At 29.0% G+C, this 26,276-nt stretch carries 29 protein-coding genes and 1 riboswitch; of the genes, 25 read left to right on the forward strand and 4 right to left on the reverse strand.

Annotated features, from left to right (window positions below; all coding sequences use genetic code 11):
- Positions 1–128 precede the first annotated feature (128 nt).
- The 6 genes from EK368_RS06000 (at position 129) to EK368_RS06025 (ending at position 5,297) form a co-directional block, all read left to right on the forward strand.
- Positions 129–1,208 (forward strand): GerAB/ArcD/ProY family transporter, encoded by a 1,080-nt coding sequence (locus EK368_RS06000; RefSeq protein WP_165000340.1) that lies wholly within the window; start codon positions 129–131, stop codon positions 1,206–1,208.
- 176 nt (positions 1,209–1,384) lie between these two features.
- Complete coding sequence (locus EK368_RS06005) at positions 1,385–1,870, forward strand: 4Fe-4S ferredoxin (protein WP_129597466.1); 486 nt, start codon at positions 1,385–1,387, stop codon at positions 1,868–1,870.
- A 69-nt stretch (positions 1,871–1,939) separates the two neighbouring features.
- Complete coding sequence (locus EK368_RS06010; protein ID WP_129597469.1) at positions 1,940–2,170, forward strand: glutaredoxin family protein; 231 nt, start codon at positions 1,940–1,942, stop codon at positions 2,168–2,170.
- Positions 2,171–2,271: 101 nt separating this feature from the next.
- Positions 2,272–3,279, forward strand: a complete 1,008-nt coding sequence (locus tag EK368_RS06015) for an acyl-CoA dehydratase activase-related protein (protein ID WP_129597471.1) — start codon at positions 2,272–2,274, stop codon at positions 3,277–3,279.
- Positions 3,233–4,342, forward strand: a complete 1,110-nt coding sequence (locus tag EK368_RS06020; protein WP_129597474.1) for an acyl-CoA dehydratase activase-related protein — start codon at positions 3,233–3,235, stop codon at positions 4,340–4,342. The genes EK368_RS06015 and EK368_RS06020 overlap by 47 nt, the downstream gene beginning before the upstream one ends.
- Complete coding sequence (locus EK368_RS06025; RefSeq protein WP_129597476.1) at positions 4,317–5,297, forward strand: acyl-CoA dehydratase activase; 981 nt, start codon at positions 4,317–4,319, stop codon at positions 5,295–5,297. The genes EK368_RS06020 and EK368_RS06025 overlap by 26 nt, the downstream gene beginning before the upstream one ends.
- 237 nt (positions 5,298–5,534) lie before the next feature.
- Here the strand turns inward: EK368_RS06025 and EK368_RS06030 are convergent, their stop codons facing one another.
- From EK368_RS06030 to EK368_RS06045, 4 genes are all read right to left on the reverse strand, one after another.
- Positions 5,535–5,963 (reverse strand): aspartate carbamoyltransferase regulatory subunit, encoded by a 429-nt coding sequence (locus EK368_RS06030; RefSeq protein WP_129597478.1) that lies wholly within the window; start codon positions 5,961–5,963, stop codon positions 5,535–5,537.
- The gene (pyrB, locus tag EK368_RS06035; RefSeq protein WP_129597480.1) at positions 5,951–6,886 is read right to left on the reverse strand and encodes an aspartate carbamoyltransferase; all 936 of its coding nucleotides are present in this window, start codon (positions 6,884–6,886) and stop codon (positions 5,951–5,953) included. The genes EK368_RS06030 and pyrB overlap by 13 nt, the downstream gene beginning before the upstream one ends.
- A gap of 119 nt (positions 6,887–7,005) precedes the next feature.
- Complete coding sequence (gene yyaC / locus EK368_RS06040) at positions 7,006–7,548, reverse strand: spore protease YyaC (protein WP_202976435.1); 543 nt, start codon at positions 7,546–7,548, stop codon at positions 7,006–7,008.
- 56 nt (positions 7,549–7,604) lie between these two features.
- Positions 7,605–8,318 carry a tRNA 2-thiocytidine biosynthesis TtcA family protein gene (locus tag EK368_RS06045; RefSeq protein ID WP_129597482.1) on the reverse strand — a complete coding sequence of 238 codons (714 nt, stop codon included), beginning with the start codon at positions 8,316–8,318 and terminating at the stop codon, positions 7,605–7,607.
- A gap of 188 nt (positions 8,319–8,506) precedes the next feature.
- On the opposite strand from EK368_RS06045, the gene EK368_RS06050 reads away from it, so the two are divergent.
- From EK368_RS06050 to EK368_RS06140, 19 genes are all read left to right on the forward strand, one after another.
- On the forward strand, positions 8,507–8,974 hold the full coding sequence (locus tag EK368_RS06050; RefSeq protein WP_202976436.1) for a COG2426 family protein: 468 nt from the start codon (positions 8,507–8,509) through the stop codon (positions 8,972–8,974).
- A gap of 61 nt (positions 8,975–9,035) precedes the next feature.
- A riboswitch (SAM riboswitch) is annotated at positions 9,036–9,138 on the forward strand.
- Positions 9,139–9,233: 95 nt separating this feature from the next.
- Positions 9,234–10,424, forward strand: a complete 1,191-nt coding sequence (gene metK, locus EK368_RS06055; RefSeq protein ID WP_129597486.1) for a methionine adenosyltransferase — start codon at positions 9,234–9,236, stop codon at positions 10,422–10,424.
- 63 nt (positions 10,425–10,487) lie between these two features.
- On the forward strand, positions 10,488–11,111 hold the full coding sequence (locus EK368_RS06060) for a hypothetical protein (RefSeq protein ID WP_129597488.1): 624 nt from the start codon (positions 10,488–10,490) through the stop codon (positions 11,109–11,111).
- 249 nt (positions 11,112–11,360) lie between these two features.
- The gene (gene recD2 / locus EK368_RS06065) at positions 11,361–13,580 is read left to right on the forward strand and encodes an SF1B family DNA helicase RecD2 (protein WP_129597542.1); all 2,220 of its coding nucleotides are present in this window, start codon (positions 11,361–11,363) and stop codon (positions 13,578–13,580) included.
- Between the two features lie 57 nt (positions 13,581–13,637).
- Positions 13,638–14,036 carry a hypothetical protein gene (locus EK368_RS06070; RefSeq protein WP_129597490.1) on the forward strand — a complete coding sequence of 133 codons (399 nt, stop codon included), beginning with the start codon at positions 13,638–13,640 and terminating at the stop codon, positions 14,034–14,036.
- Between the two features lie 92 nt (positions 14,037–14,128).
- Positions 14,129–14,866 (forward strand): ComF family protein, encoded by a 738-nt coding sequence (locus EK368_RS06075; RefSeq protein WP_129597492.1) that lies wholly within the window; start codon positions 14,129–14,131, stop codon positions 14,864–14,866.
- A 23-nt stretch (positions 14,867–14,889) separates the two neighbouring features.
- Positions 14,890–15,297 carry a TIGR03826 family flagellar region protein gene (locus EK368_RS06080; RefSeq protein WP_129597494.1) on the forward strand — a complete coding sequence of 136 codons (408 nt, stop codon included), beginning with the start codon at positions 14,890–14,892 and terminating at the stop codon, positions 15,295–15,297.
- Positions 15,298–15,380: 83 nt separating this feature from the next.
- Positions 15,381–15,656, forward strand: a complete 276-nt coding sequence (gene flgM / locus EK368_RS06085; RefSeq protein WP_129597496.1) for a flagellar biosynthesis anti-sigma factor FlgM — start codon at positions 15,381–15,383, stop codon at positions 15,654–15,656.
- Between the two features lie 46 nt (positions 15,657–15,702).
- Complete coding sequence (locus tag EK368_RS06090) at positions 15,703–16,200, forward strand: flagellar protein FlgN (RefSeq protein WP_165000341.1); 498 nt, start codon at positions 15,703–15,705, stop codon at positions 16,198–16,200.
- 12 nt (positions 16,201–16,212) lie between these two features.
- Positions 16,213–17,799 carry a flagellar hook-associated protein FlgK gene (gene flgK / locus EK368_RS06095; RefSeq protein WP_165000342.1) on the forward strand — a complete coding sequence of 529 codons (1,587 nt, stop codon included), beginning with the start codon at positions 16,213–16,215 and terminating at the stop codon, positions 17,797–17,799.
- Positions 17,800–17,816: 17 nt separating this feature from the next.
- Positions 17,817–18,761, forward strand: a complete 945-nt coding sequence (gene flgL, locus EK368_RS06100) for a flagellar hook-associated protein FlgL (RefSeq protein ID WP_129597503.1) — start codon at positions 17,817–17,819, stop codon at positions 18,759–18,761.
- Positions 18,762–18,773: 12 nt separating this feature from the next.
- Positions 18,774–19,340, forward strand: a complete 567-nt coding sequence (locus EK368_RS06105) for a DUF6470 family protein (RefSeq protein ID WP_129597504.1) — start codon at positions 18,774–18,776, stop codon at positions 19,338–19,340.
- Between the two features lie 26 nt (positions 19,341–19,366).
- A complete protein-coding gene (gene fliW / locus EK368_RS06110; protein WP_129597506.1) occupies positions 19,367–19,807 on the forward strand; it encodes a flagellar assembly protein FliW in 441 nt (146 codons plus the stop codon).
- Positions 19,801–20,031 (forward strand): carbon storage regulator CsrA, encoded by a 231-nt coding sequence (gene csrA, locus EK368_RS06115; RefSeq protein WP_129597508.1) that lies wholly within the window; start codon positions 19,801–19,803, stop codon positions 20,029–20,031. Before fliW ends, csrA begins: the two co-directional genes overlap by 7 nt.
- A gap of 142 nt (positions 20,032–20,173) precedes the next feature.
- Entirely contained in the window at positions 20,174–21,277 is a 1,104-nt protein-coding gene (locus EK368_RS06120) for a DUF2920 family protein (RefSeq protein ID WP_165000343.1), read from the forward strand.
- A gap of 152 nt (positions 21,278–21,429) precedes the next feature.
- Entirely contained in the window at positions 21,430–22,248 is an 819-nt protein-coding gene (locus EK368_RS06125; RefSeq protein ID WP_129597513.1) for a flagellin N-terminal helical domain-containing protein, read from the forward strand.
- A 71-nt stretch (positions 22,249–22,319) separates the two neighbouring features.
- Complete coding sequence (locus tag EK368_RS06130; RefSeq protein WP_129597515.1) at positions 22,320–23,699, forward strand: motility associated factor glycosyltransferase family protein; 1,380 nt, start codon at positions 22,320–22,322, stop codon at positions 23,697–23,699.
- Between the two features lie 77 nt (positions 23,700–23,776).
- On the forward strand, positions 23,777–24,400 hold the full coding sequence (locus EK368_RS06135) for a hypothetical protein (RefSeq protein WP_129597517.1): 624 nt from the start codon (positions 23,777–23,779) through the stop codon (positions 24,398–24,400).
- Positions 24,390–26,252, forward strand: coding sequence for a motility associated factor glycosyltransferase family protein (locus EK368_RS06140; RefSeq protein WP_129597519.1), 1,863 nt, complete (start codon positions 24,390–24,392; stop codon positions 26,250–26,252). Before EK368_RS06135 ends, EK368_RS06140 begins: the two co-directional genes overlap by 11 nt.
- Positions 26,253–26,276: the final 24 nt, after the last annotated feature.

Below are 26,276 nucleotides of genomic sequence, written 5' to 3' on the forward strand. Positions count from 1 at the left end.
ATAGTCTTATTTTTGTAGACAAGGATATAAATACTTTTAATATGACTTATAAATAATGAAAAATAGAAATAAAATAATTTGGTTAAACTATATTATAACATTTGAAAAAAGGATTGGAGAGGAAAATAGTGGATAAAGAGATCATTTCAGATAGCCAAGGAATATCTATTGCTGTTTTATTTCTTTCAGGAACATCTACTATATTAGTAATGGCATTGTCTGCAAAGGGTGATTTCTGGATTGCTATTATTTTAGCTCTTTTATTGTCTCTTGTTATTTGTCTTATACTGATTGGATTACATAATCAATTTCCTGGAAAAAATTTATATGATATACATGAAATTTGCTATGGGAGATTTTTAGGGAAAATAATTAGCTTTTTATATATGTATTTTTTATTTGAAGAGGGAATTGCAGTTTTTACGAATACTAAGCAATTTATTACAGAAACAGGTATTTTAGAGACACCTCAAATTATTACTGTTATACCTTTAGCTTTATTATGTGCTTGGGCAGTAAAATTAGGAATAGAAGTAATAGGAAGATGGGCAAAACTTTTTATGATTATATTTGTGATAGTAGTTAGTTGTATGTGTATTCTTTTATTACCTAGATTAGAATTAAGCAATATGGAGCCTATTTTATATAATGGAGTAGAACCACTTTTAGAAGGTACATTTATGGCTTTTGCTTTTCCTTTTGGACAAGTGATTATGTTAGCTTTTGTTTTTGAAAATTTTAAAACAAAAAAGTCTTCTAAAAAAATTTATATAGGAGGATTAATTTTTGCTGGAATAATTGGAATGAGCAATTCATTAATAACTGTTTTGTTTTTAGGAATTGATATTTCTACGAGTTCTTATTTCCCAGTATTTCATGCAGCAGCAGGCATAGATATAGGAGATTTTATACAAAGATTAGAAATTTTTACGGTTCTCATAGGGGTATTTGGAGCTTTTTTGAAAAATAGTATTTTGCTACTAGGTGTTTGTAAAGGTTTAGGGAAAATATTTAATGTATTGAATTATAAATCACTAGCAATGCCTGTAGTATTGATGATGTTAATTGGATCAGAAATCTATCATCCTAGCAGAATGGAATTTTTATATTGGAATACTTATGTCTGGTCTTATTATGCAGTTATATTTGAATCAGTATTTCCGATTTTACTTTTAATTACCTCAAAATTTAAAAAGGACAGGATATAAATGTAGCGTTTCATATGAAACGAATTTTTAATGAAGATATAAGGATATGACAATTTTGTATGTTTGAAAAAAATATTTTTAGAGAAAATATAAATAGGTTGACGAAAAAATAAAATTAGATTATTATATAAGTATAGACCACCCCTGATAGGAGGGGGTGATAAAAGGAGGGAGAAATGAAAAATAAAAATCATCAACAATGGAGTTGGATTATAATAGTTACTTTCTTTGCATTATCAGTAGTAAATATTTGGTTTGGATTATTTGGATTTGTATGTATGGGAATGCCAATTTATCATGCTTTAAGAGGAAGAGGAAAAGTACATTGTTCTAAATATTGTCCTAGAGGATCTTTTTTAGGTAAATTTCTTCCTTATATATCTTTAAACAAGACATTGCCTAAATTCATGAGAACAAAATATTTTAAGAATTTTTTACTCATACTAATGATAACGATGTTTGGAATTTCTCTATATCATTCTCAATTTGTTCCAATAAATATTGCAAAAGCTGTATTTCGATTGATGTTTGCATCCTTTATCGTTGGAACCATTATGGGAGTAATTTTCAAGCCTCGTAGTTGGTGCCAAGTTTGCCCTATGGGTCATGCAACAGGTTTGATTAAAGAAAAACAAAATGGAAAAAATAAGAAGGCACTATAAATATGTGTTAAAATAATATTTAAGGGTAAATAATAATTAAAGTGAAAAAAATAAAAGGAGGAATTTTTAATGGATAAAAATGTAGTAGTTTTTTCAAGTAATACTTGTGTGTATTGCCATGAGGTAAAAAAATATTTACATGATATAGGAGTAGAATATACAGAAAAAAATGTATCTACAGATATGGAAGCTAGAAAAGAATTGATGAAAAAAGGATTTATGGGTGTACCAGTTATTATAGTAGAAGATGAAGCAATTCAAGGATTTGATAAAGATAAAATAGATGAATTATTAAAATAAACAAAAAGTTCCTAGATAAAAATCTAGGAACTTTTTGTTTAGAATAATAAAAAATTGTTAATAATGATAAAAGGATTTTGTATAGAAAGGACAGGAGATTTATGAAAATAGGAATACCTAGAGGACTTTTATACGATCATTATCAGTTTCTTTGGAAAAGTTTTTTTGAAAATTTAGGAGCTGAAGTTGTAATATCTCAAAAAACAAACAAAAAAATAGTAGATGATGGAGTAGCGGTTACGGTAGATGAAGCATGTCTGCCTGTTAAGGTATATCACGGTCATGTGATGGATTTAAGAGACAAAGTCGATTTTATTTTTGTGCCTAAAATAATGAGTATTCATGAAAAAGAATATATTTGTCCCAAGTTTTGTGGATTGCCAGAAATGATCAAAACTTCTATCTCTAATCTACCGACTATCATTGATCCTACTATAGATTTTATAAAAAATAAAAAACATTTATTAGAAATTGTATATGAAATAGGAGGATATGTAACTTATGACAAAAGAAAAATTAGATTAAGCTTTGAGGAAGCTTTAAAATCTCATCAAAATTATAAAAATAAAATGAAACAAGGATTTTTTCCTATGGATCTAGATAAAAAACATGAAGAAAAACATGAGGCAAAACATAAAGAGGATACACAAAAGATTCTTCTTCTTGGACATCCTTATAACATTTATGATGAATATTTAAGCATGAATATTGTAGAGAAATTAAGAAAATATGGCATGACTGTAATCACTCAAGATCATTTTTCTAAAGATCAAATCAATCCACAAATGAATGAGTTACAAAAGAAAATGTTTTGGACCTTTGGAAGAAAGATGTTAGGAGCAGCTTTATATGCAATGGAACAAGAGGATATTCAAGGAATTATATATCTTTCAAGCTTTGGATGTGGAATTGATTCAGTGATTGCAGATATTGTAGAAAGAAGAACCAGAAGAAATTCTAAAAAGCCTTATATACTCCTTACTATGGATGAACATACAGGAGAGGCTGGAATAGATACGAGAATTGAAGCTTTTGTAGATATGATCAAATGGAGGGTAGAAAATGAAAATTACGTTTCCACACATGGGCAATACATATCTGCCCGTTAAAGCCATGTTTGATGATTTGGGGGTAGATGTGATTACTCCTCCTATCAATAGTAAAAAGACATTAGAAATAGGAACAAAATATGCACCTGAGCAAATATGCTTACCTATGAAAATCAACTTGGGAAATTATATACAAAGCATAGAAAAAGGAGCAGACACCATTGTAGTTACAGGTAGCTGTGGTCCTTGTAGATATGGATATTTTATGGAAGTTGAAAGAGAAATTTTAAAAGATTTAGGTTATGAAGTAGAGATTATAAGCCTTGAAGCACCAGATGGTGACATAAAAGAATTTTATAATAGGGTCAGTCAGATGCTAGAGACAAAAAATATATTTAAAATCGTGAAAACTTTTAAAAATGCTTTTGGTATTTTGAAAAAAATAGATGAAATAGAAGAAAAAGTATTAAAATATAGACCTTATGAAAAAAATAAAGGAGAAATAGATAAAATTTATAATCATTTGATTGATCAATTAAGAAAAAGTACAGGATCAAAAGAGATGCTTCAATATATCAAAGAAGCAGAAAAAAATTTTATGAACGTAGCATTAGAAAAAAGACAAGATGTACTCAAAGTTGGAATCATTGGTGAGATTTATACTATTATTGAAGATTTTTCAAATATTGATATAGGAAAAAAATTAAATAATTTAGGAGTAGAGGTACATAAATCTCATAGCACTTCTGGTTGGGTATTAGAACATCTATTTTATGAAAGCATAGGAAGAAGTAGAGAAAAAGATATAAGAAAAGCAGCAGCACCCTATGTAAAAACTATGGTAGGAGGACATGGAAGAGAAACAGTTGGGAATGCAATTTTGTATGCAAAAGAAGGATATGATGGATTGATACATATTATGCCATTTACTTGTATGCCTGAAATTGTAGCTATGAGTATACTTCCTAAGATACAAAATGATTATCATATTCCAATATTGACACTCATCATTGATGAAATGACAGGAGAGGCAGGATATATTACAAGGCTTGAAGCCTATATTGATTTATTAAGAAATAGGAGGGACAAATTTCAAAATGAAAAAATGTTATCTTGGAGTTGATATAGGATCTGTAAGTACAAATGTGATTGTAATGGATGAGGATGAAAAAATAATAGATACATTATATATTAGAACGCAAGGAAAACCTATTGAAACGATTCAAAAGGGACTTTATAAAATAAAAGAAAGAATAAACAATGAAATAAAAATTGCAGGAATAGGAACTACAGGAAGTGGAAGACAGCTAGGAGGAATCATGGTAGGAGCTGATGTGATCAAAAATGAAATTACAGCTCATGGTGTAGCTGCTCTTCATTTTGTACCTAATGTACAAACAATTCTAGAAATTGGAGGGCAAGATTCTAAGATTATTCTTTTAAGAAATGGAATTTTATACGACTTTGCTATGAATACTGTTTGTGCAGCAGGAACAGGTTCGTTTTTAGATAGACAAGCAGAAAGAATGGGTATACCTATTGAAGAATTTGGAGATTTGGCATTAAAGTCAGAGGCAACAGTGCGAATTGCAGGAAGATGTGCAGTTTTTGCAGAATCAGATATGATTCATAAACAACAAATGGGTCATAATCAAGAAGATATTATTAATGGACTTTGTGAAGCATTGGTAAGAAACTATTTAAATAATTTAGGAAAAGGAAAAGAAATCAAATCACCTATTATTTTTCAAGGAGGAGTGGCTGCTAATGTAGGGATTAAGAAAGCTTTTGAAAAAATATTAGGACAAGAAGTAATCGTGCCTCCCTATGCAAGTGTAATGGGTGCTATTGGAGTAGCACTTTTGGCAAAAGAAGAAGTAAGAAAAAGTGGAAGAACAAACTTTAAAGGTTTTGAAGTGGCAAATAGTAGTTATCAAGTAAAAAGCTTTGAATGTGACCATTGTCCAAATATGTGTGAGGTAGTAGAATTTTTTAGAGATAAAAATATGGTTGCTAGATGGGGAGATAAGTGTGGAAGATGGAGCAATGTTGAGGTGAAAAATACAAAATTGGCATAAAATCACATATTAAAAACAAGTTACTCCAAAAAATAATTTTGAGAAAACTAAGCTTCGCATTATAAAAAATCCTAAACCTTTAAAACTCGCTTTTACTCAAACAGTTAAAGGTTTTACGGATTTTTTATAATTTCTTAGCAAGTTTTCTTACAAAGTTCTTTTTATGTCGTGTACTTGCTTTTTAATATATGATTTGTAAAATAAAAAAATCAAGCATCAAGATTTTAAAGCAAATATTTATAAAGTATATTTTGTAATAGTTTCGCAGTACTCACACTGATAAGAGAGAGTTTTTTTACATACCAATTCAAAAGTAGGATTGGACAAAGGCTCTGAGTGAGTAATACATCTTGGATTGTGACAAGTTAGAATTCCCTTTACTTGTTTTGGAATGGTGACTCTTTCTTTGTGAATAACTTCTCCATTTTTAATAATATTGATGCTAATATGTTCGTCGATTAAACCTAAAAACTCTAAGTTTATATTTTCTACATTTTCTAGCTTGATAATATCCTTTTTAGACATATAATCACTATATACATTCATAAGAAGCACCACAGGATTGTCAGTTTGTGTAGGCATCAATTTATTAAATATCTTAAGTCCATTCCCAGGACTGATGTGATCAAGTACAATACCATTTTGGATTTGTGTTACTTCAAGCATGTACAGTCCACCCCCAATAATTTTAAAATGAGTGCCATTCGAATGTATACACCAAAGCTTGCTTGTTCAAAATAAATAGCTCTAGGGTCTTTATCTACTTCATATGAAATTTCATTGACTCTAGGAAGTGGATGCATAATAATCATGTCGTCTTTTGCTAATTTTATCTTTGAAGAATCGAGTATATAAGAGTTTTTTAATCTTTCATAATCTGCTTCATTAAAGAATCTTTCCTTTTGTATTCTAGTCATATATAAAATATCAATTTCCCCTATAACTTCTTCCATGGTGGAAACTTCTTGTAATTTTACATCATATTCTTCAATCAATTTATTTTTAAGTTCATAGGGAAGAGTGAGTTCATCAGGGGAAATAAGTATAAATTCTTTTATATTGTACCTACATAAAGTTCGAATAAGAGAATGAACGGTTCTACCAAATTTTAAATCGCCACAAAAGGCAATCTTTTGATCTTTGATATTTCCTTTTTTCATGTAAATAGTAAATAGATCCGTTAAAGTTTGAGTAGGATGCTCATGTCCTCCATCTCCTGCATTAATAATAGGAATCTTTGAATATTTTGAGGCAAGCTTTGGAGCACCTTCTTTGGGATGTCTGATGGCTGCTAAATCAGCATAACTAGATATGACTTGAATAGTATCTACAATACTCTCTCCTTTAGAGACAGAACTTGTACTAGCATCACTAAAGCCTAGTACATTTCCACCTAAACGAAGCATAGCAGATTCAAAGCTGAGTCTTGTACGAGTACTAGGTTCATAAAAAAGGGTGGCAAGTATTTTGTCTTTGCAAATATTTTTGTAATCTTGAGGGTCTTCTAAGATGTTTTGTGCAATTTGAATCAATTGGTTTAGTTCTTGTACTGTAAAATCTTCTGGATGAATCAAATGTTTTGTATTCATAGGTACTCCTCTCCTTGATGGTCTCTCAGGACCAGTTTAAAGGTAAAATAAAATTGTGATAATGATATTTATTATACCATATTTTATTTAAAATATACATATGAATACAAGGTGATCGATTAAGAAAGATAAGTAGAGTTTTTAAGGGCATCTACTATGACTTGTGCCATTTTCATGACCAAATTAAGACGAATACTGTGAATAGAAAAACAATCTTCATGATTTAATTGATCTACAATGCCTATAATAGATAGATTCCCTATATTAGGAAGACTTTTCCCTACCCCTTTTCCTGGTGAAATGGGGCCTTTTTTAATATGTATATGACCAATTAAATCTTCATTTCCCAAACAAGCATCTATGGCAATAAAAAATCCTTTAGGGTGTTTTGATTTGATTTTACTAATAGATTCTTCTAAATTGATAGCATGAATGGGTTCGTCTAAAGTACCATAGACAGGCAATCTAAAATTTTTATCTTTGAGTAAAGTACCTACTAAAGGTCCTAGTGCATCTCCAATGCATCTATCTGTTCCCACACAAATGATGACACATTGGTCATTGATTTTTTCTTTTAGTGCATGGGACAAGATTAGTGAAGCATTTTCTTTTGCATAATGGATACGGGTACGATATGGATATGGATAAAATTGAGATTTCAAAGAAAAAACACCCCCTCATATGAATATATATATAAGCAAGTGAAATTATGTCAAAATTATCGATCCCATATATGAAGCTGATCTTTATTTTTTAACGCCTCAATAACATGGTTTCTACCATTTGGTATTTCTTTATAAATTTGATCTAATAAATTTTTCATATACTGTCTTTTTGTTTTTCCATCAGCGGGACAAGGATTTTTTACAATAGGAAGATCGTTCCTAGATACTGAATCTATAATATCTTGTTCTTTGGCATAAATAAGAGGTCGAATCATGGTAAGATCTATTCGATCCAAATAAGTTACAGGTAAAAAAGTACTGATTCGACTTTCATAAAAGATACTCAAAAAAAGAGTTTCTACTGCATCATCGCCATGATGACCTAATGCAAGTTTGGTAACACCATGATTTTTACAAAGAGAATGAAGCTTTCCTCTCCTCATACGAGCACAAAGGCTACAAGGACTTTTTTCTTTTCGATCTTCAAATACTATTTTTCCTATATCTGTATGCTGTACTATATAAGGAATTTCTAATTCTTTGCAAAAATTTTGTATGGGAGAAATATCAAAATCATTAAATCCTAAAGTCAAGGTAAATGCTTTAAGATCATATTTAACAGGTGAGAATCTTTGAAAAAGCTTTAGTGCATATAAAAGAGCCATACTATCTTTTCCACCTGAAACACCTACTCCTACTATATCTCCATTTTCAATCATATTGAAATCCAAAACAGCTTTTTTTACATAGCCTAATAGTTTTCTCATAATAAAATCCTTTCTATATCATTCAATTTCATTTTACCATGTTTCATTTAGATAATTATAGCGAAAGAAAGAACCAATACATATTAAATTATTGTTACAAACAAATAGATCTTCATAAAATATAAAAAATCATATATAATGATAACAGCAAATAGAAACTTGTTGAAAGTAGAAAATGAGGATGAATGATGAACAAAATATTAGAAATTTTATCAAACGAAGTCATGGTATTGTTAGTGTCTGCTATGCCTATAATGGAGCTTAGGGGGGCAATTCCTATAGGGGTGTCTTTAGGAATGAGTCCTATTCATGCAACTATGCTAGCATTACTAGGTAGCATGATCCCAGTTCCTTTTTTGCTTGTTTTATTAAAACCTGTTTTTAAACAATTAAGACAAAAACCATTTTGGAGAAAACTTGTAGATTGGATTACAAAAAGAACACTTAGAAAAACTACAACTATTTATAAATATAAAAGTATGGGGCTTCTTTTATTTGTGGCAATTCCCATTCCAACAACAGGGGTATGGTCAGGATCTATAGCTGCATCGTTACTAAATATTCCTTTAAAGAGTGCTTTTTTTTCCATATTTATTGGAAATTGTATCGCAGCCCTTATTATTATGACACTTAGCCATGTTGTAGTAAACCTGTAGAAAGAGTTGACTTTTATAAATGTATATGATAGAATTCTTTCAATAAAATACAAATCTTGATGCCTTATCAAGAGTGGTGGAGGGAATAGGCCCGAAGAAACCCGGCAACCGGTATTGTAGCACGGTGCTAAATCCTACAGAAATTATTTTCTGGAAGATGAGGAGAAATAAAATTAAACCTCTTCTTAATTATGAAGAGGTTTTTGTTTATATTTTTAGGGTAAAATAATAAATGAAATAGAATCAAGGAGGGATACAAATGGCAAAAAGACTATTTACTTCAGAGTCTGTTACGGAAGGACATCCAGATAAAATTTGTGACCAAGTATCAGATGCGATTTTAGATGCTATATTTGAAAGAGATCCAAATGCACGTGTTGCAGCTGAAACAACAGTAACAACAGGTCTTGTATTGGTAGCAGGAGAAATTACTACAAATTGCTATGTAGACATTCCAAAAGTAGTAAGAAAAACAATTGAAGAAATAGGATATACTCGTGGAAAATATGGATTTGACTGTGATACATGTGCAGTACTTACTGCTATTGATGAACAATCTAGTGATATAGCAATGGGTGTCAATGAAGCATTAGAACGCAAAGCAGGAACTATGAGTGATGAATTAGAAGCTATAGGAGCAGGAGATCAAGGAATTATGTTTGGTTTTGCATGTAATGAAACTAAAGAATTGATGCCTATGCCTATTGCTCTTGCACACAAGTTATCAAGACGATTAACTGAAATCAGAAAAAATGGTACATTAGACTATTTGCGTCCAGATGGTAAAACACAAGTTACCATAGAATATGTAGATGATAAGCCTGTAAGAGTCGATACAGTAGTTATTTCTACACAACATGGTCCAGAAGTAACACAAGAACAAATCAAAAAAGATATCATTGAACATGTAGTTCGTAAAATTATACCGCATGAATTATTAGATGATCAAACAAAATACTATATCAATCCAACAGGAAGATTTGTAATTGGTGGACCACAAGGAGATGCAGGGTTAACAGGAAGAAAGATTATTGTAGATACTTATGGTGGATATGCAAGACATGGTGGAGGAGCTTTCTCAGGAAAAGATCCAACAAAAGTAGACCGTTCTGCAGCTTATGCAGCAAGACATGTAGCCAAAAATATTGTAGCAGCAGGTCTTGCAGACAAATGTGAAATTGGACTAGCTTATGCTATAGGGGTTGCTAAACCTGTATCTATTTTAGTTGAAACATTTGGAACAGCTAAAATATCAGAAGATAAATTAGTAGAATTAGTAAACAAACATTTTGATTTAAGACCAGCTGCAATCATTAGAGATTTAAATTTAAGAAGACCAATTTACAGACAAGTAGCAGCTTATGGACATTTTGGAAGAACAGATATAAATCTTCCATGGGAAAATACAAATAAAGCAGAAATTTTAAGAAAAGAAGGATTAGAACAATAAAAATGAGGGGCATCCCTCATTTTTTTCTAATATATAAAAAACAATTAAGGAGGAGATTCATTTTTGGGTAAAAAAATAGTCTATACATTTTTAGCAGGAATAGGAATAGGACTTATTCTTTCTTCTTCTATTCACATCATCTACAACACACAAGATCGTCCAAAAACTATAGTGGAACAAAAAAAACAAGATCAATTTTCTAAAGAAGAAATCCTCAAGCAAGAAGAAGAAAAGATGAAACAAGAAAAAATAAAAGAAGAAAAAGAAAATGAAGAACTGCAAAAAAAAGAAGATCAGGAAGAAGATTATATTACTATTCGTATTGAAGAAAATACTACTTCTGAAGAAATAGCAAATATATTATATGAAAATAATTTAATTGAGCATAAAGAAGATTTTCAGTTATTGCTAGATTTAAAAAGATTGGATCCGTTTAAAGCAGGAGATGTATTGACAAAGAACGGAATAATTAGTGGAGGATGGAAAATAAATCAACTATTAGGAATTTTGAGCAAAAAATCTAGTGATGTTTCTTCTGCTATTTATCAAAATAAAGTTTTAGAAAATCAAAAAAGTGTTTCATTTTTAGTTAATACTTTACATCATACAAAAAAATTAGTTCCAGGAGATAAAACGATTCAAAGAGGTGCAAGTATTGTTGAAATTATAGATATTTTAACAAAATAATTAGATAAACATTATATAAAAATCTAATCAATCTATGATCTTTATTCAATAAGACATAATGGATTGTATTAGATTTTTTTAGTTCTTGGTTTTAGTGTTTTATTGGTTTTAGAGACGGTTAATCATTTTTAATTACTTATGTACTAAAGAGAGAAGATGAAAATAATAAGACAAAAACTTCTTAACCGTCCCTATTTACTATTTATTTGTTATAATAAAGTTAATAATATATATTGGGAGGACGTTATGTTGGTACAGATACAAGGGGTTTTGACAGATGTCATCTTTCAAAATGAATCTAATGGATATACAGTAGCAATTGTTGAATCAGAAAAGGATCAAATCACCATAGTAGGTTATATGCCTCTTTTAAACAAGGGAGAAACTTTTTTGTTTTCGGGAAAATGGATTGTACATCCTACGTATGGACAGCAGCTAGAAGTAGATTCCTATAGAAAGGTGACACCTAATACGATAGAAGGAATAGAAAAATATTTATCTTCAGGAATTATTAAAGGTATCGGACCTAAAATTGCTCAAAAAATTGTAGAAAAATTTGGAAAAGAAACACTAGATATCATGCAGTATACACCACATATGTTAACAAAGGTTAGTGGAATAGGGTCTGCAAAGGCACAAAAAATTTCAGAAGCATTTAAAGAGCAAAGAGAGCTTAGTGAAGTCATGCTTTTTTTACAAGAATATGGAATTACACCTAAATATGCAGTTAAAATCTATAAAAAATATAAAGAAAATACCATAACTTATATACAAGAAAATCCTTATCGACTAGCAGATGATATTTTTGGAATAGGATTTAAAATTGCAGATGCTATTGCCAAAAGAATGGGACTAAGTCCGGTCTCTTCTTATAGGATTATGTGTGGAATTAAATATATATTGACTCAATACAATTTAGAAGGACATACTTATACGAAAAAAACAACATTAATAGAAGAGTCTGCAAAAACATTAGAAGTACCAGAGGATTTAGTAGAAGAAGCTCTTTTGCAATTGGCTTTTTCAAATTCAGTTCATCTTGAAAATTTAGAAGATGAAACAGTAGTCTTTTCAATGATTTATTTTTATGCAGAAACTTATGTCTGTAAAAAATTAATTGAACTGGCACAAATAAATATAGACGATATATCTGAAAACTTAGAAGAAGAAATTAAAAAAATTGAAGAAGAAGAAGAAATAACCCTAGCACAAAAACAAAGAAAAGCTATTGAAGCATCAGCTGAGCATGGTGTAGTAGTAATCACTGGAGGACCTGGAACTGGAAAAACTACAACTATTAATACTATTATGAAATTATTTGAAAAAAACAACTTATCTATGGCACTTGCAGCTCCTACAGGAAGAGCGGCAAAAAGAATGAGTGAAGCTACAGGAAAAGAAGCAAAGACTATACATAGATTATTAGAATATAGTTATATGGATGAAGATATAGGCATGAGCTTTGGAAAAAATGAAGAAGAACCTCTTTCAGTAGATGTAGTGATTATAGATGAAATGTCTATGGTAGATATTGTTTTGATGAAAGGATTACTTCGTGCACTGCTTCCTGGAACGAGGCTTATATTAGTAGGAGATGTGGATCAGCTTCCATCTGTAGGACCTGGAAATGTACTTAAAGATATTATAGATAGTAAAATTATTGAAGTCGTACAATTAGATGAAATTTTTAGACAAGCCCAAGAAAGTATGATTATTGTAAATGCACATAAAATCAACAAAGGGGAATACCCATGTATAAACAAAAAAGAAAAAGATTTTTTCTTTATGAATAGAAAAACACCAGAACAGGTACTAAGTACTATCAAAGAACTTTGCAAAGAGCGTCTCCCAAAGTTTAACCATTGTGATCCAGTAAAAAGTATTCAAGTACTCACCCCTATGAAAAAAGGAACCACAGGAATGTTTCAATTAAATAATGTTTTACAAGAGGTTTTAAATCCTCCAAGTAGATATAAAGATGAAAAGAAAATGAAGGATAAAATTTTTCGAGTAGGGGATAAAGTGATGCAAATGAAAAATAACTATAATCTTAAATGGAAAGGAATAGATGATACAGAAGGAGAAGGGGTATTTAATGGAGACTTTGGGTATATTCATAGTATAGATGAAGAAGAAAAGGAGCTTTGTGTTCTATTTGATGAAGAAAAAATAGTCACGTATGATTTTTCACAATTAGATGAATTAGAGCTAGCTTACTCTATTACCATACACAAAAGTCAAGGGTCAGAATTTCCTATTGTAGTCATGCCAATATTTTGGGGTCCTCCAATGCTTCTTACAAGAAATCTTTTGTATACAGCAGTCACAAGAGCAAAAGAGCTTGTAGTTATGGTAGGAATGGAAGCAAGTCTTAAAAATATGGTGGATAATTATAGAGCTATTGAGAGAAATTCAGGATTGGGAATTCGCCTTAAAAGATTTATGAATGAAAATTTGATAGAATTTTAAAAACCTTCGACAATAGAGAAAAATCATGATAAAATTTTAAAAAGAGGAGTTGAGCAAATGGAAGATAAAACCTTGGAATTATTAACCTTAATGTATAAAGAAATACAAGACGGATTTAAAAGTATACGAGGAGAGCTAAAAGAAGGACTAGATGGAGTACGAGGAGAGCTAAAAGAAGGATTAGATGAAGTACGAGGAGAGCTAAAAGAAGGATTAGATGAAGTACGAGGAGAACTAAAAGAAGGATTAGATGAAGTAAGAGGGGAACTAAGAGGAGAAGTAGATAAAGTTAGCCAACAAATTGTAAGGCTTGAAAATAAAATGGATGAAAATCACAAAGCACTTTATGATGGGTATAAGCAAAGTATAGAAGGAATAAATATGCTAAAAGAAGAAATGAATAAGCTAACAGATAAGGTAGAGCATCAAGAAATAAAATTACAATTAATAAAATAGTGAATAATTTATAAAAAACTTTGCATAATAGTTATCAATCTATATTGCAAGGTTTATTTTATCACTCCTTGCATAAGCATGGAGGGGATTAGATGTATCAATTATTATGTGAGTACTTAGATATTTTTATTAATTTTATTTACCCTAGAAATATCTATTGTATATTATGTAATGAACCTATTACAAAAGATGAAAAATATTCCTTGTGTACACATTGTAAAGAGAAAATATATTTTATTGATAAATCTTGTGAAAAATGTGGCAAACCTTTAGAAAAACTTTATATTCCTCAAAAATGTCCGGACTGCATCGAAACAAATCATTATTTTACAAAAGGAATATCTTGTGTAGAATATAATAAAGAGATCAAAAAAATTGTACATAGATTGAAATATCAAAATCAAAGGTATTTATCTTATCATATGGCACAAATCATGAAAGATCAGTTACAAAAGCAAAATATAAAAGATATAGATTGTATCATTCCAGTTCCTTTATATAAAAATAAAGAAAGAAAAAGAGGGTTTAATCAATCGTATCTTTTATCTAAGTATTTAGGAAAATGGATGAACACAGAAGTAGAAAAAAAAACCCTATTAAAAATAAAAGATACTTTATCTCAAAATCAATTATCAAAAGAGGATCGAAAAAGAAACTTAAAAAATGTATTTGTAGTATCTTCAAAAGAATCCATAATAAATAAAACTATATTACTAGTAGATGATGTATATACCACCGGAAGCACTGTAGATGCTTGTTGTAAAGAACTTTTAAAAGAAAATCCAAAAGAAATTTATATATTAACCTTTGCTACAGGCAAAAATATTTAGATCAAAATAGAGGAGGAAAAATCATGGCAGAAATCAGAAATTGTAAAGAATGCGGAAGGCTTTTTCAATATAATGGAATCAGTAAAATATGTAGTAGATGTCAAAGAAACGATGAAGATGATTTTAAAATTGTAAAAGAATATATTTATGAAAATAAAGGAGCTAGTCTTGTAGAAGTATCAGAAGAAACAGGAGTAGAGGAAGATAAAATTCTTCGTTATTTAAGACAAGGAAGATTGGAAATTGTAGGAGATGATGCTACACTATTTTTAGAGTGTGAAAGATGTGGAACAGGTATTCGAACAGGGAGATTTTGTGCTAAATGTGCCAAAGAATTAGAATCAGAACTAAAAAGTGGGTTTTCAAGACCACAGGCGCCTAGAAGTTCTGGAGAAAAAATGTACACAGCAGAACGAAAAAAGAGACGTTAATAAATTTCATAAAATAGGTAAACATATACCCTCCTTTTGCCGATACTAAAGTAGAATCATCGGTAGAGTGGAGGGGTTTTTTTATGAAAATTAATAACAATCATAACATACAAAAGATATTAAATAATTATAAAAAAAGTGTAAATCATGTCAACAAAACAGAAAAAGTCAAACTAGCAACAGATCAAATGCAAATCTCAGAAGGAGCTAGAGAATATCAAGTAGCTTTAAAGGCATATAGAGAAGTAGCAGATATTAGACAATCTAAGGTAGACAATATAAAAAATCAAATATCATCTGGAAAATACAATCCTTCTTTAGAGGAAGTAGCAGATCGTATTTTAAACAAAAATATTTAAATATTGAAGGGTAATGCCCTTCACATTTTCTTTGAGGAGGATGTTAATGTCTAAGTCTACAGAACAACTCATCTTAGCATTAAAAAAAGAAATAGAAATTTATAAAGATTATCTAAGTCTTGTAAAAAATAAACAAGAAATATTAATAGAAGGAGATATCAAAAAACTTGAAAAAGTCATATCTCGTGAACAAGATATAGAGAAAAATATGAAAAAAATTGATCAAATTAGACAAACGATTATAGGAAATATTTTATTTGAACAAAAAATAGATTGGATTCAAAATATTACTGATTTGGCACAGTATATAGAGCAGCCTTATCAAACACAATTGTTAGAGGAAAAAGAAAAACTAAAAAATTTGTTGGTTGAAATAAAAAAAATAAATGAAATCAATGAAAAAATGATTCTTCAATCTTTAGATTATGTTGAATTTAACTTAAACATATTAACCAATACGACAATAGAAGGAAATATATACGGAAATTCTACAGAGGATCAAACTTTAAATAATACATCCAAATTATTTGATGCAAAAGTATAAGGGAGGATGAATATGGGCAGTTTTTTTGGATTGAGTATTGCAAGATCAGGACTATTTGCAAGTCAAAGAGGAATCCATGTAACAGGACATAATATTTCAAATACAAATACACCAGGATACACTAGACAAAGATTAAATCAAACAGAGGCCAATCCCCAAGCATTATATGGGGGGAAAGGAATGTTAGGCTCTGGAGTAGAGATGACTAGCATTGTACAAATTCGAAATGAATTTTTAGACTTTAAGATTAGAAAGGAATTTACAGTAGCAGGAGAATGGGATGTAAGAGGAGAGACACTACAACAAGTAGAAGCAATTTTAGGAGAACCCTCAGAAGATGGAATCAGAAAAGTTATGGATAATTTTTATGCTTCCCTACAAGAATTAAGTGAAGGGGAAAAAGCTGATAATATTACTGTAAGAAAAGCAGTAACACAAAGGGGAATTGCATTTACAAAAACACTTAACCACATGTCTCAACAACTTGTAGATCTTCAGAAAAATACAGATTTTGCTATTCAAACCACAGTAAATTCCATTAATGGATATGCAAAAGAAATATCAAAATTAAATAAACAAATATTTACTGCAGAAATAGATGGAAGTCATGCAAATGATTTAAGAGATCAAAGAAATCTATTGATTGATGAATTATCACAACTAGTAGATATAGAAGTACAAGATATTCCAGTTCCAAATAGCAAACAGAGTACTATGAATATTTTGATCGGAGGAGATTTATTAGTATCTCATGAAGACTATAAGCTTTTAAAAACAGAAAAAAGGCAAGAACCTAAAAATTATGTAGATGCACCTGGACTTTTAGAAATCAAATGGGAAAATGGATCGAGTTTTACCTGTAAATCAGGACAATTAAGAGGATTCTTAAATGTAAGGGACAATATAGACGGAAAAGATAAAGGAATTCCTTATTATATGGATCAACTTAATAAATTTGCTACTGTATTTGCTTCAAGATTTAATATGCAACATGGAAAAGGATATGGGTTAGCAGATGCAGGAACAGAAATCCCATTTTTTAATGTACCTGCCAAGTATACAGATATATATGATGTACCAGATAGTCTAAAAAACAGCTCAGATCAGGACATTATTAAAGATTATGAGAAGAAAAATCCAGGAAAAACTATATTTAAAGCTGAAGGGGTATGGTATAAGACAGATATTATTTCAGCAGGGAAAATCGATTTAGATGAAAAAATTAAAAATGACCCAAATAGAATTGCAGCAGCTAGTGAAAAAGATATGCCGGGGGATGGAAGAAATGCATTAGCACTTTTAAAAATGCGTCATGATACAAATATGTTTTCATGGGGAACTCCAGATGATTATGTAAATTCATTGATCTCAAATGTAGGGGTAGATGGACAAGAAGCAAAAAGAATGGTAGACAATCAAAAGGTTTTGATTGCACAAATAGAGAATAAAAGACAATCTATATCAGGTGTATCTTTAGATGAAGAAATGGGAAATTTAATTAAATACCAACATGCGTACAATGCATCTGCTCGTATGATTACTGCTGTAGATGAAATGTTAGATAAAGTTATTAATGGAATGGGTGTTGTAGGCAGATAGATAAGGAGTGATCAATAATGCGTGTAACAAATACAATGATGACTAATACAACTATGTTAAATTTAAATAATAATTTAAGAAGGCTAGATTTTTATAACAAACAATTTTCGACTACTAAAAAATTCACACTTCCTTCAGAAAATCCTGTAGGAGTATCTAAAAGCTTGGTGCTAAATACTACTGTTAACGAATTAAAGCAAAATCAAAAAAGTGCTCAAGGGGTATTATCTTGGCTTGAAATTACAGAATCAGCAGTACAAGATGTCAATAGCGTTATACAACGAGCAAGAGAATTAGCAGTAAGTGCAGATGGGGTAGAAACACCAAAAGATAAAGAAAAAATACAAATAGAAATAGATAGCTTAAAAGATCAATTGATCAAATTAGGAAACAGTACATATTCAGGGAAATATATATTCTCAGGATATAAAACCAATCAACCATTATTAGATAAGGATGGTAAGTATGCAATCGATGTGAAAAAAGATGAAAAAATGGATTATCAAATAGGAAAATCTGATTTAATAGATGTAAATACTCTAGGGCATCAATTGTTTGGTGTGGGAATAGCAGATCCATCGGCGGGAACTATACCTGCTATACCTGATAATGTGAATAAAAATGAGTCAGCTCAACTTATAGCTGTATTTGATTATTTGAGTACTGCTCTAGCAGGTAATAATCAAGATCAAATAGAAGAGGCTCTTGGAATGATAGACAAACATCATGAAAATGTTTTAGGAGTTTTAGGAGAAATAGGTGCAAAATCCAATAGAATGGAAATGACCATCAAACGTATAGATAAAGATATTATGAATTTTACAAGTCTTTTATCTAAAAATGAAGATGCAGATATGGCACAAGTGAGTATTGACTTAAAAACTGCAGAAACGGTGTATAGAGCATCACTAGCTGCGGGATCAAAGGTCATACAACCAAGTCTTGTAGATTTTATGAGATAGGGAGAGGAGACTATGCCTTTTCGTATAGAAACACAACCAGCTCTTATTGGTATACAAACTACAAATGCAAAGCTTGATATAGAGCAACCAAAAGCAGATATGAATATGAATATAGAGCATCCAAAGATAGAAATGCATACAGAACATGTAAAGGTACAAATTGATCAGTATCCATGCTTTGCAGAGGCAGGTCTAAAAAATTATAGAGACTTAACAAAAGATAATATAGAATTTGCAAAGCAAAAGATGAGTGAGACGATTGACAGGATTGCAAGACAAGGAAATGAAATGATGAATATTCATGAAAATGAAAATGCTTTAGCTGATCAAGCGATAGAAAATGCTTATCTTATATTCCAAAAAGAATGGAATATAGGATTTATCCCTACCAGTAGACCGAGTATAGATTTTAAAGGCGGTACTGTGGATATTCAAGTTAAAGAAGGAAAAGTAAACATGGATGTTAAAGTCAACAAACCTATAGTAGATTATACTCCAGGAAAAGTAGATATTTATTTAAGACAAAAAAATAGTATTCATATAGAATATATAAAAGAAAAGTTCAACCAGCTTGGTTGAACTTTCAAAGTATAGGAGGGAAATACATGATCTTAAACACAAAGCATTTTGGAGAAATACAAATAGATGAACAAAAAATCATTGAATTCAAAGATGGGATTCCAGGCTTTGAAAATACCAAAAAATATACTATTATTACAAATCCAGACGAACAAATTCCTTTTCACTGGTTACAATCGCTAGAAGAACCTGAGCTTGCATTTGTCATTACAAATCCTTTTTTATTTAAAAATAATTATGAATTTAATATTCCAGACCAAGTAATAAAAGAATTAAAAATTGAAAAAGAAGAAGACGTGATTATTTTTACTATAGTAGTGGTACCAGATGATATGAAAAAAATGACTATGAATTTAAGGGGACCTCTTGTAATTAATATTAAAAATAAAAGTGGAAAACAGTTACTATTAGATGATGGAAAATATCCTCTCAAATATTATTTATTTGAGGAGGGAGAAGTATGTTAATCTTAAGCAGAAAGAAAGACGAAACTATTGTCATAGATCATAAAATAGAAATAAAAGTTATAAGCATAGAGGATGGAAAAGTAAGGCTGGGTATATCAGCTCCAAAAGAAATAGATGTTTATAGAAAAGAAGTATATATAGAAATAGAAGATGAAAATAAAAAGGCAGCTACTGGGAATTTTGATTTTCAAGAAATTAAAAATTTATTTTATAAAAAATACTAAAGTAGCTCGTTGTGATAGTTAATTTTGGAAATTTTAAAATTAGTACAGTGCTTCTAATGATATAGAGGTTTAAATATCACAACAGATTAAAGTATAAAAAAAGTAATAATAGTATTTTTTATTAATAAGAGAGGTTATAATAGTGGCTAAAGAATATAATATATCAGTTCCAGCACATCCAAGTATTTATCAACCAAATGATAGAGATTTAGATATATATTTTTGTGAACCAGATAGTGGAATAAACGAAGAAACTGGATTATTGTTGTTAATTAATGGGTTCGGAGCAAATTCAAACTCTAATGTATATAAAAAAATGAGGGGAAATTTTTCAGATCAATATAATTTGATAACGATTCAATGTGATTACTTTGGTATTGAATTTATGGGCGATTCTGACGATATAAGGATAAATGAAGAGTATTTTAATAAGCTTGATGATCAGTTAAAGATAGATTTATTAAGTAGCAAAAATTCTGAAGATGTGATGGATTGGTGCAAAAAAAATAATATTGAGCAATTAATAGTAGATGCTATTTTAAAAGAAGACTTAAGTGATTTTAATGATATGAGTATAATGCAAGCTTTAGATAATATTACAGCATTGTTTTTAGTAATAGCTATTATTCGTGATAATGGATATAAAATTAATGGGAATAAGATCTTATGTTATGGATATTCTCACGGAGCATATCTTTCATATCTATGTAATGCATTTACTGGAGATTTCTTTTCTCTAATAATAGATAATAGTGCATGGCTATTTCCAAAGTATATTGAGATGCCTAGATATTTATTCTCTAAAAAAGATAATTTGATGATAAATATTAAGTTTGAATACCTAATAAATAAGATTAGGTATGATAAAGAATTGCTATATTTACTGTCATTATATAATAAATTTGAAAGTAATTGTACTATTGTTTCTTTTCAAGGAGATGACGATAATCTTGTTCATTATATAGATAAAAAAAATTTTTGCAGTAATTTAAAGTCATGTTTTTTTGAGTTGATTGATCAGAAAAAAGTAGATGGTAAAATATTCAAATCTAATAAACATGGTTTAGGTGCGGATTTTTTACTTCTATTTGATTATGTTATGAAAAAATATAACTTTAATTTTAAAAAAGATATTAATTTTAAATATCCAGAACAAACAAATTTTAATACAAATATGTATAAGTATATTATTGATTATAGTAAAGAAGTACCTATATTGACAAGAACACCAACTAACAATGGATAGTTAAATATTAAAAATAATAAACTGTAGAGGAATAAAAAAAGTTTAATATTTTTTAAAAAAATACTAAAGTATAAAAAAGATTTACCGATAATAATAGTGTAAGTAAAAAATAAGGCAAGGATGCCAATAAAAAAATCAAGGAGGAATGAATCATGATTATCAATCATAATATGATGGCAATGAATTCACACAGACAATTAGGAATTAACAATGGAAATGGAGCAAAATCAATCGAAAAATTATCTTCAGGTATGAGAATTAACAGAGCTGGAGATGACGCAGCAGGACTTTCTATTTCTGAAAAAATGAGAGCTCAAATTAAAGGATTAAATCAAGCATCTAGAAATGCTCAAGATGGTATTTCTTTGATTCAAACAGCTGAAGGTGCATTAGATGAATCTCATGCAATTCTTCAAAGAATGAGAGAACTAGCAGTTCAATCAGCAAATGATACAAACGTTACTGCTGATAGATCAGCTTTACAAGATGAAGTTAAACAATTAGAAGCAGAATTAAATAGAATTGCAGGAAATACTGAATTCAATACTCAAAAATTATTAAGTGGTGGTTTATCAGCAGCTGGATTAAAATTCCATATAGGAGCAAATGCAACTCAAAATATGGAACTTAAAATAAGTAGTATGAAAGCTTCTGGATTAGGAGTATCTGGTATTTCAATTAGTGGACAAGCAAGTGCTGATACTGCAATAACAACTATTAATACAGCTATTGAAAAAGTATCTAATCAAAGATCAAGTTTAGGAGCAGTTCAAAACAGATTAGAACATACTATTAAAAACTTAGATAACTCTGCAGAAAACTTACAAGCTGCTGAATCTAGAGTTAGAGACGTAGACATGGCTAAAGAAATGATGGAATTTACAAAGAACAATATCTTACAACAAGCTTCTCAAGCAATGCTTGCACAAGCAAATCAAGCTCCTCAAGGAGTACTTCAATTATTAAGATAATTAAACAAAGCAAAATATATAAAAAGACTGGGATGACCCCAGTCTTTTTATAATATTGGAGGATTAGTATTATGTGGTATAAAAAGAATATAGAAACACTTTTTAATAAATATAACAAAATTTATAAAAGTATTATTAATCTAAATCCTAATCAAAATATATACAAGTTAATGAATACAAAAACAAATAAATCTACTTTGAAAATCAATTTAAAAGACAAATCTATATATCTACACAGTAGATATGATCCACAAAGAGAAGCTATAAATATAGCTGAGGAGAATTATGATCCAGAGATTGAGAATTATATTATTTTTGGATTGGGTTTTGGATATCATGTAGAAGAGTTAATGAAAATGGATCCAAATGCTAATTTTTATATTATAGAAACAAACAAAGAAGTTTTTAAATTAGCTTTAGATAATTTAGACTTAAGCAATATCATAGATAATAGTAATGTTAAATTGTATGTACCAAATAGCATCTCAGAAATAAGTATAATATTAAAAGAATTAATATTGTTAAATAATATAAAACTTGTTATGCATAATACATCTTTAAGTATAATGTCTGAGGATTTAATAAATGTAAAGTATTTATTAGAGGAATTTAGAATGTTTAAAAACTCATCAGAAAATTATTCTTTGATTATGAAGAATAATTTTAAAGCTAATATTAAAAATTACAATGAAAATGTAGATATTTTATTTAATAAATTTAAAGATGTTCCATTATACATTGTATCTGCAGGACCATCTTTAGATAAAAATATACAAGAACTTTTACATGTAAAGAATAAAGGAATAATCCTTTCGGTTGGTAGAGCAGTTAGATCTTTAATGAAAGCGTATATAAAGCCAGATGTGATTATAGTTACAGATCCTTCTGAACAGGTTTATGATATGCAATTCAAAGATTTGAATATAGATGTACCTATTATAGTATTATCTACATGTGATAGGAATGTTATGACAAATTATAAAGGATATAAATTAATAGCATTACAAAATGGATATTCTTTGGCTGAAAATTATGCTAAGGAGAAAAGAAAAAAATTAATTCAAACAGGAGGATCTGTGGCTACAACAGCTTTAGATACAGCAATAAATATGGGATGTAATCCTATAGTATTTGTGGGGCAAGATTTAGCATTTACGAATAGTAAAACTCATTCAGAAGCTACTTATTCTCAAGACATTAAATATTTAAATAACTTAAGAGAAGTAGAAGATATAAATGGAGATATAGTTTATACTTCTAAGAATTTATATATTTATTTAAGATGGATACAAAATAGAATTGCTATGGAAAAAGACAAAATATTTATAGATGCAACAGAAGGTGGAGCAAAAATAGAAGGGACGAGAATAGTAACTTTAAAAGAAACTATACAAAATTACTCTAACAGAAATTTTGATGAACTGAATTTTATTAGAAAGCTAAATATATAAATTCTAACAAAAGATAAAAAAGTCCTCTAGTTTTGTCGATAATAAAAATAGACTTTAAATTTTTGGAGGTAATTTTAATGAAAATATATATATTGGATCAAGTTTTAGAGTATGAAAATGATAGAAATATTCTAGATAACATGTTTAAAAAAATTAATCAAATGATAGAAAACTCAAAGTTAATATTAAGTTGTATATCTATAGATGGATATGATGTATATAATGATTTTCAGAATTATTTTATAGATCATATAAAAAATATAAAAGAAGTAAAGGTTATAGCTAAAACAGAAAATGAAATCTGTACAGATACGCTACTGTTAACAATGGATTATCTAAAAAATGCTGTACCAGAAATAGAAATACTATCTAATGAATTTTATAAGACACCCACAAATACAACATGGAATAAACTAGCAGATTTGATTGAAGGAATAAACTGGATTATAACTTCTTTTATATCTATAGATTCTCATAATGAGCTTAAAAATATTATTAATAATTATGAAGAGTGGAATCTTTATGCAAAGGATATTTACTCCCTTAAAAATATAATCATAGAATTTGAAAATATTCTTCAAAATAATGATTTGGTTTCTACAGCGGATATACTTTTTTATGAAATAATACCTATATTTAATGAAATGAAAGAAAAACTAGAAAAATTAGTATATAGGGAGGTATCCCCAGGTGCTAATTGATAATATAAATATATTAAAAAAAATGTACCCTAAGATGCATGATAAAGTTAAATTTCTTGAACAAAATTTGAACAAGGATATTGTAAGATTGGAAGAAACGAGAAATGGATATAAAACTTTATTGGTAGAAAGAGATAGTAAAAAAACATATATACATAGTAAATATAATCCTTTAAAAGAAGCGGAGTCTATAATAGAGGAATATAAAGAAGTTAGCGACAATACAATAGTAATATTTTATGGAACGGGTTTAGGATACCATATAGATCTATTTTTAAATAGATATCCTAATGTGAATTATTATATATATGAACCAATATCAGAATTAATATATTATTATTTATGTAATAAATCTATTAAAAATTTACCTAACAAAAATTTAAAAGATATAGTATTAGGGAATGGTGTGGAAGAAATAGATATGTTCTTAAATAATGTTATTGATAAGAGCAATGGGGATATACTTTTAATTGATTTTCCAGTACACAAACAAATTTTTTCTGAGGAATATAAGAATTTTCAAGAGTTATTTAAATCAATCGTAAAACATAAAAAAAGTAGTTTATATACGAATTATGCTTATCAGAAAAGATGGATCATCAACAGTATGAAAAACTTAGGAGAGGTGTTATCTACCCCTAATATTATCATGGATAAAAAAGGGGAATTTAAGGATAAACCTGCTATTTTAGTTGCTGCTGGTCCATCTTTAAATGAAGAGATAGAGAATATTAGATACATTAAAGAAAATGGATTAGCTTATATATTTAGTGTAGGATCTGCTGTAAATACATTAATTTATCATAATATATATCCGCATGCTACTTGTGCATATGATCCAACAGTCAATGACCAAAAAGTGTTTCAAAAGATTAAAGAAGAACAGATAAAAGAGATTCCTATAATATTTGGTAGTAGTATTGGATATGATATTTTAATTGAGTACCCTGGCGATAAATATCATATGATAACAGGTCAAGATTCTGTTTCTAATTATTATTTAAAAAATAAAGATCATAGTAGCTTAGATATAGTTCATGATGCTCCATCTATTGCTGTAGTTGCAGTTGAATTATTATATCAATTAGGTTTTAGCTCTATAATATTAGTAGGACAAAATTTAGCTTATAAAGGCAAAGAAAATTATTCCAAAGGTATTGATTATAGCAATGAAGTTACAGAAGAAGAATTTAAAGATGCTATTAAGATTAAAGATGTATATGGTAATGAAATATTAACTAATGATGGTTTTAATAGAATGAGACAACAAATGGAATATTATATAAAAGAATTTTCGAACATAAGGGTTATAAATACTACTAAAGGTGGAGCACATATAGAAGGTACAACTTTTATGGAATTAGAAAAAATAATAGAAAAAGATCTCATAGAACCTATAGTGGAAAAAAATTGGTTAGAAGGAAGTATTACGGATTATGATAAAGATTATTTGAAGTCTCAATCCCAAAATATGAATAAAGCATATAAAAGAGCATTAAAACTTATGGATGAATATTTTGATGTATTAAATAAAATAGATAAACTTATCCAGAATAGAAAGTTTGACCAAGCAGAAAAAATGTATATACAATTAGATAAGATTTTGAAAAAAGTAGAAAAAAATGATTTTTATGTTATATTTATTTTACCTATGAACAGAGTTTATTATAAAATATTAGTGGATAGTATAGATCGCTTAAATGAAGAAACAAATCCAATGGAAAAAGGGAAAAAAATAGTATATAGTTTCAAAAATTTTATGAAGATATGTAAAGATACGATACAAAATATACAGCCTATCTATGAAGAAATGCAAGAAACAATAGATGAATTTTTAGAAGATCATCAATAAATTTAATATTTAATAAAAGATTGT

The organism is Anaerophilus nitritigenes (assembly GCF_004138215.1).
GTDB lineage: Bacteria > Bacillota > Clostridia > Peptostreptococcales > Thermotaleaceae > Anaerophilus > Anaerophilus nitritogenes.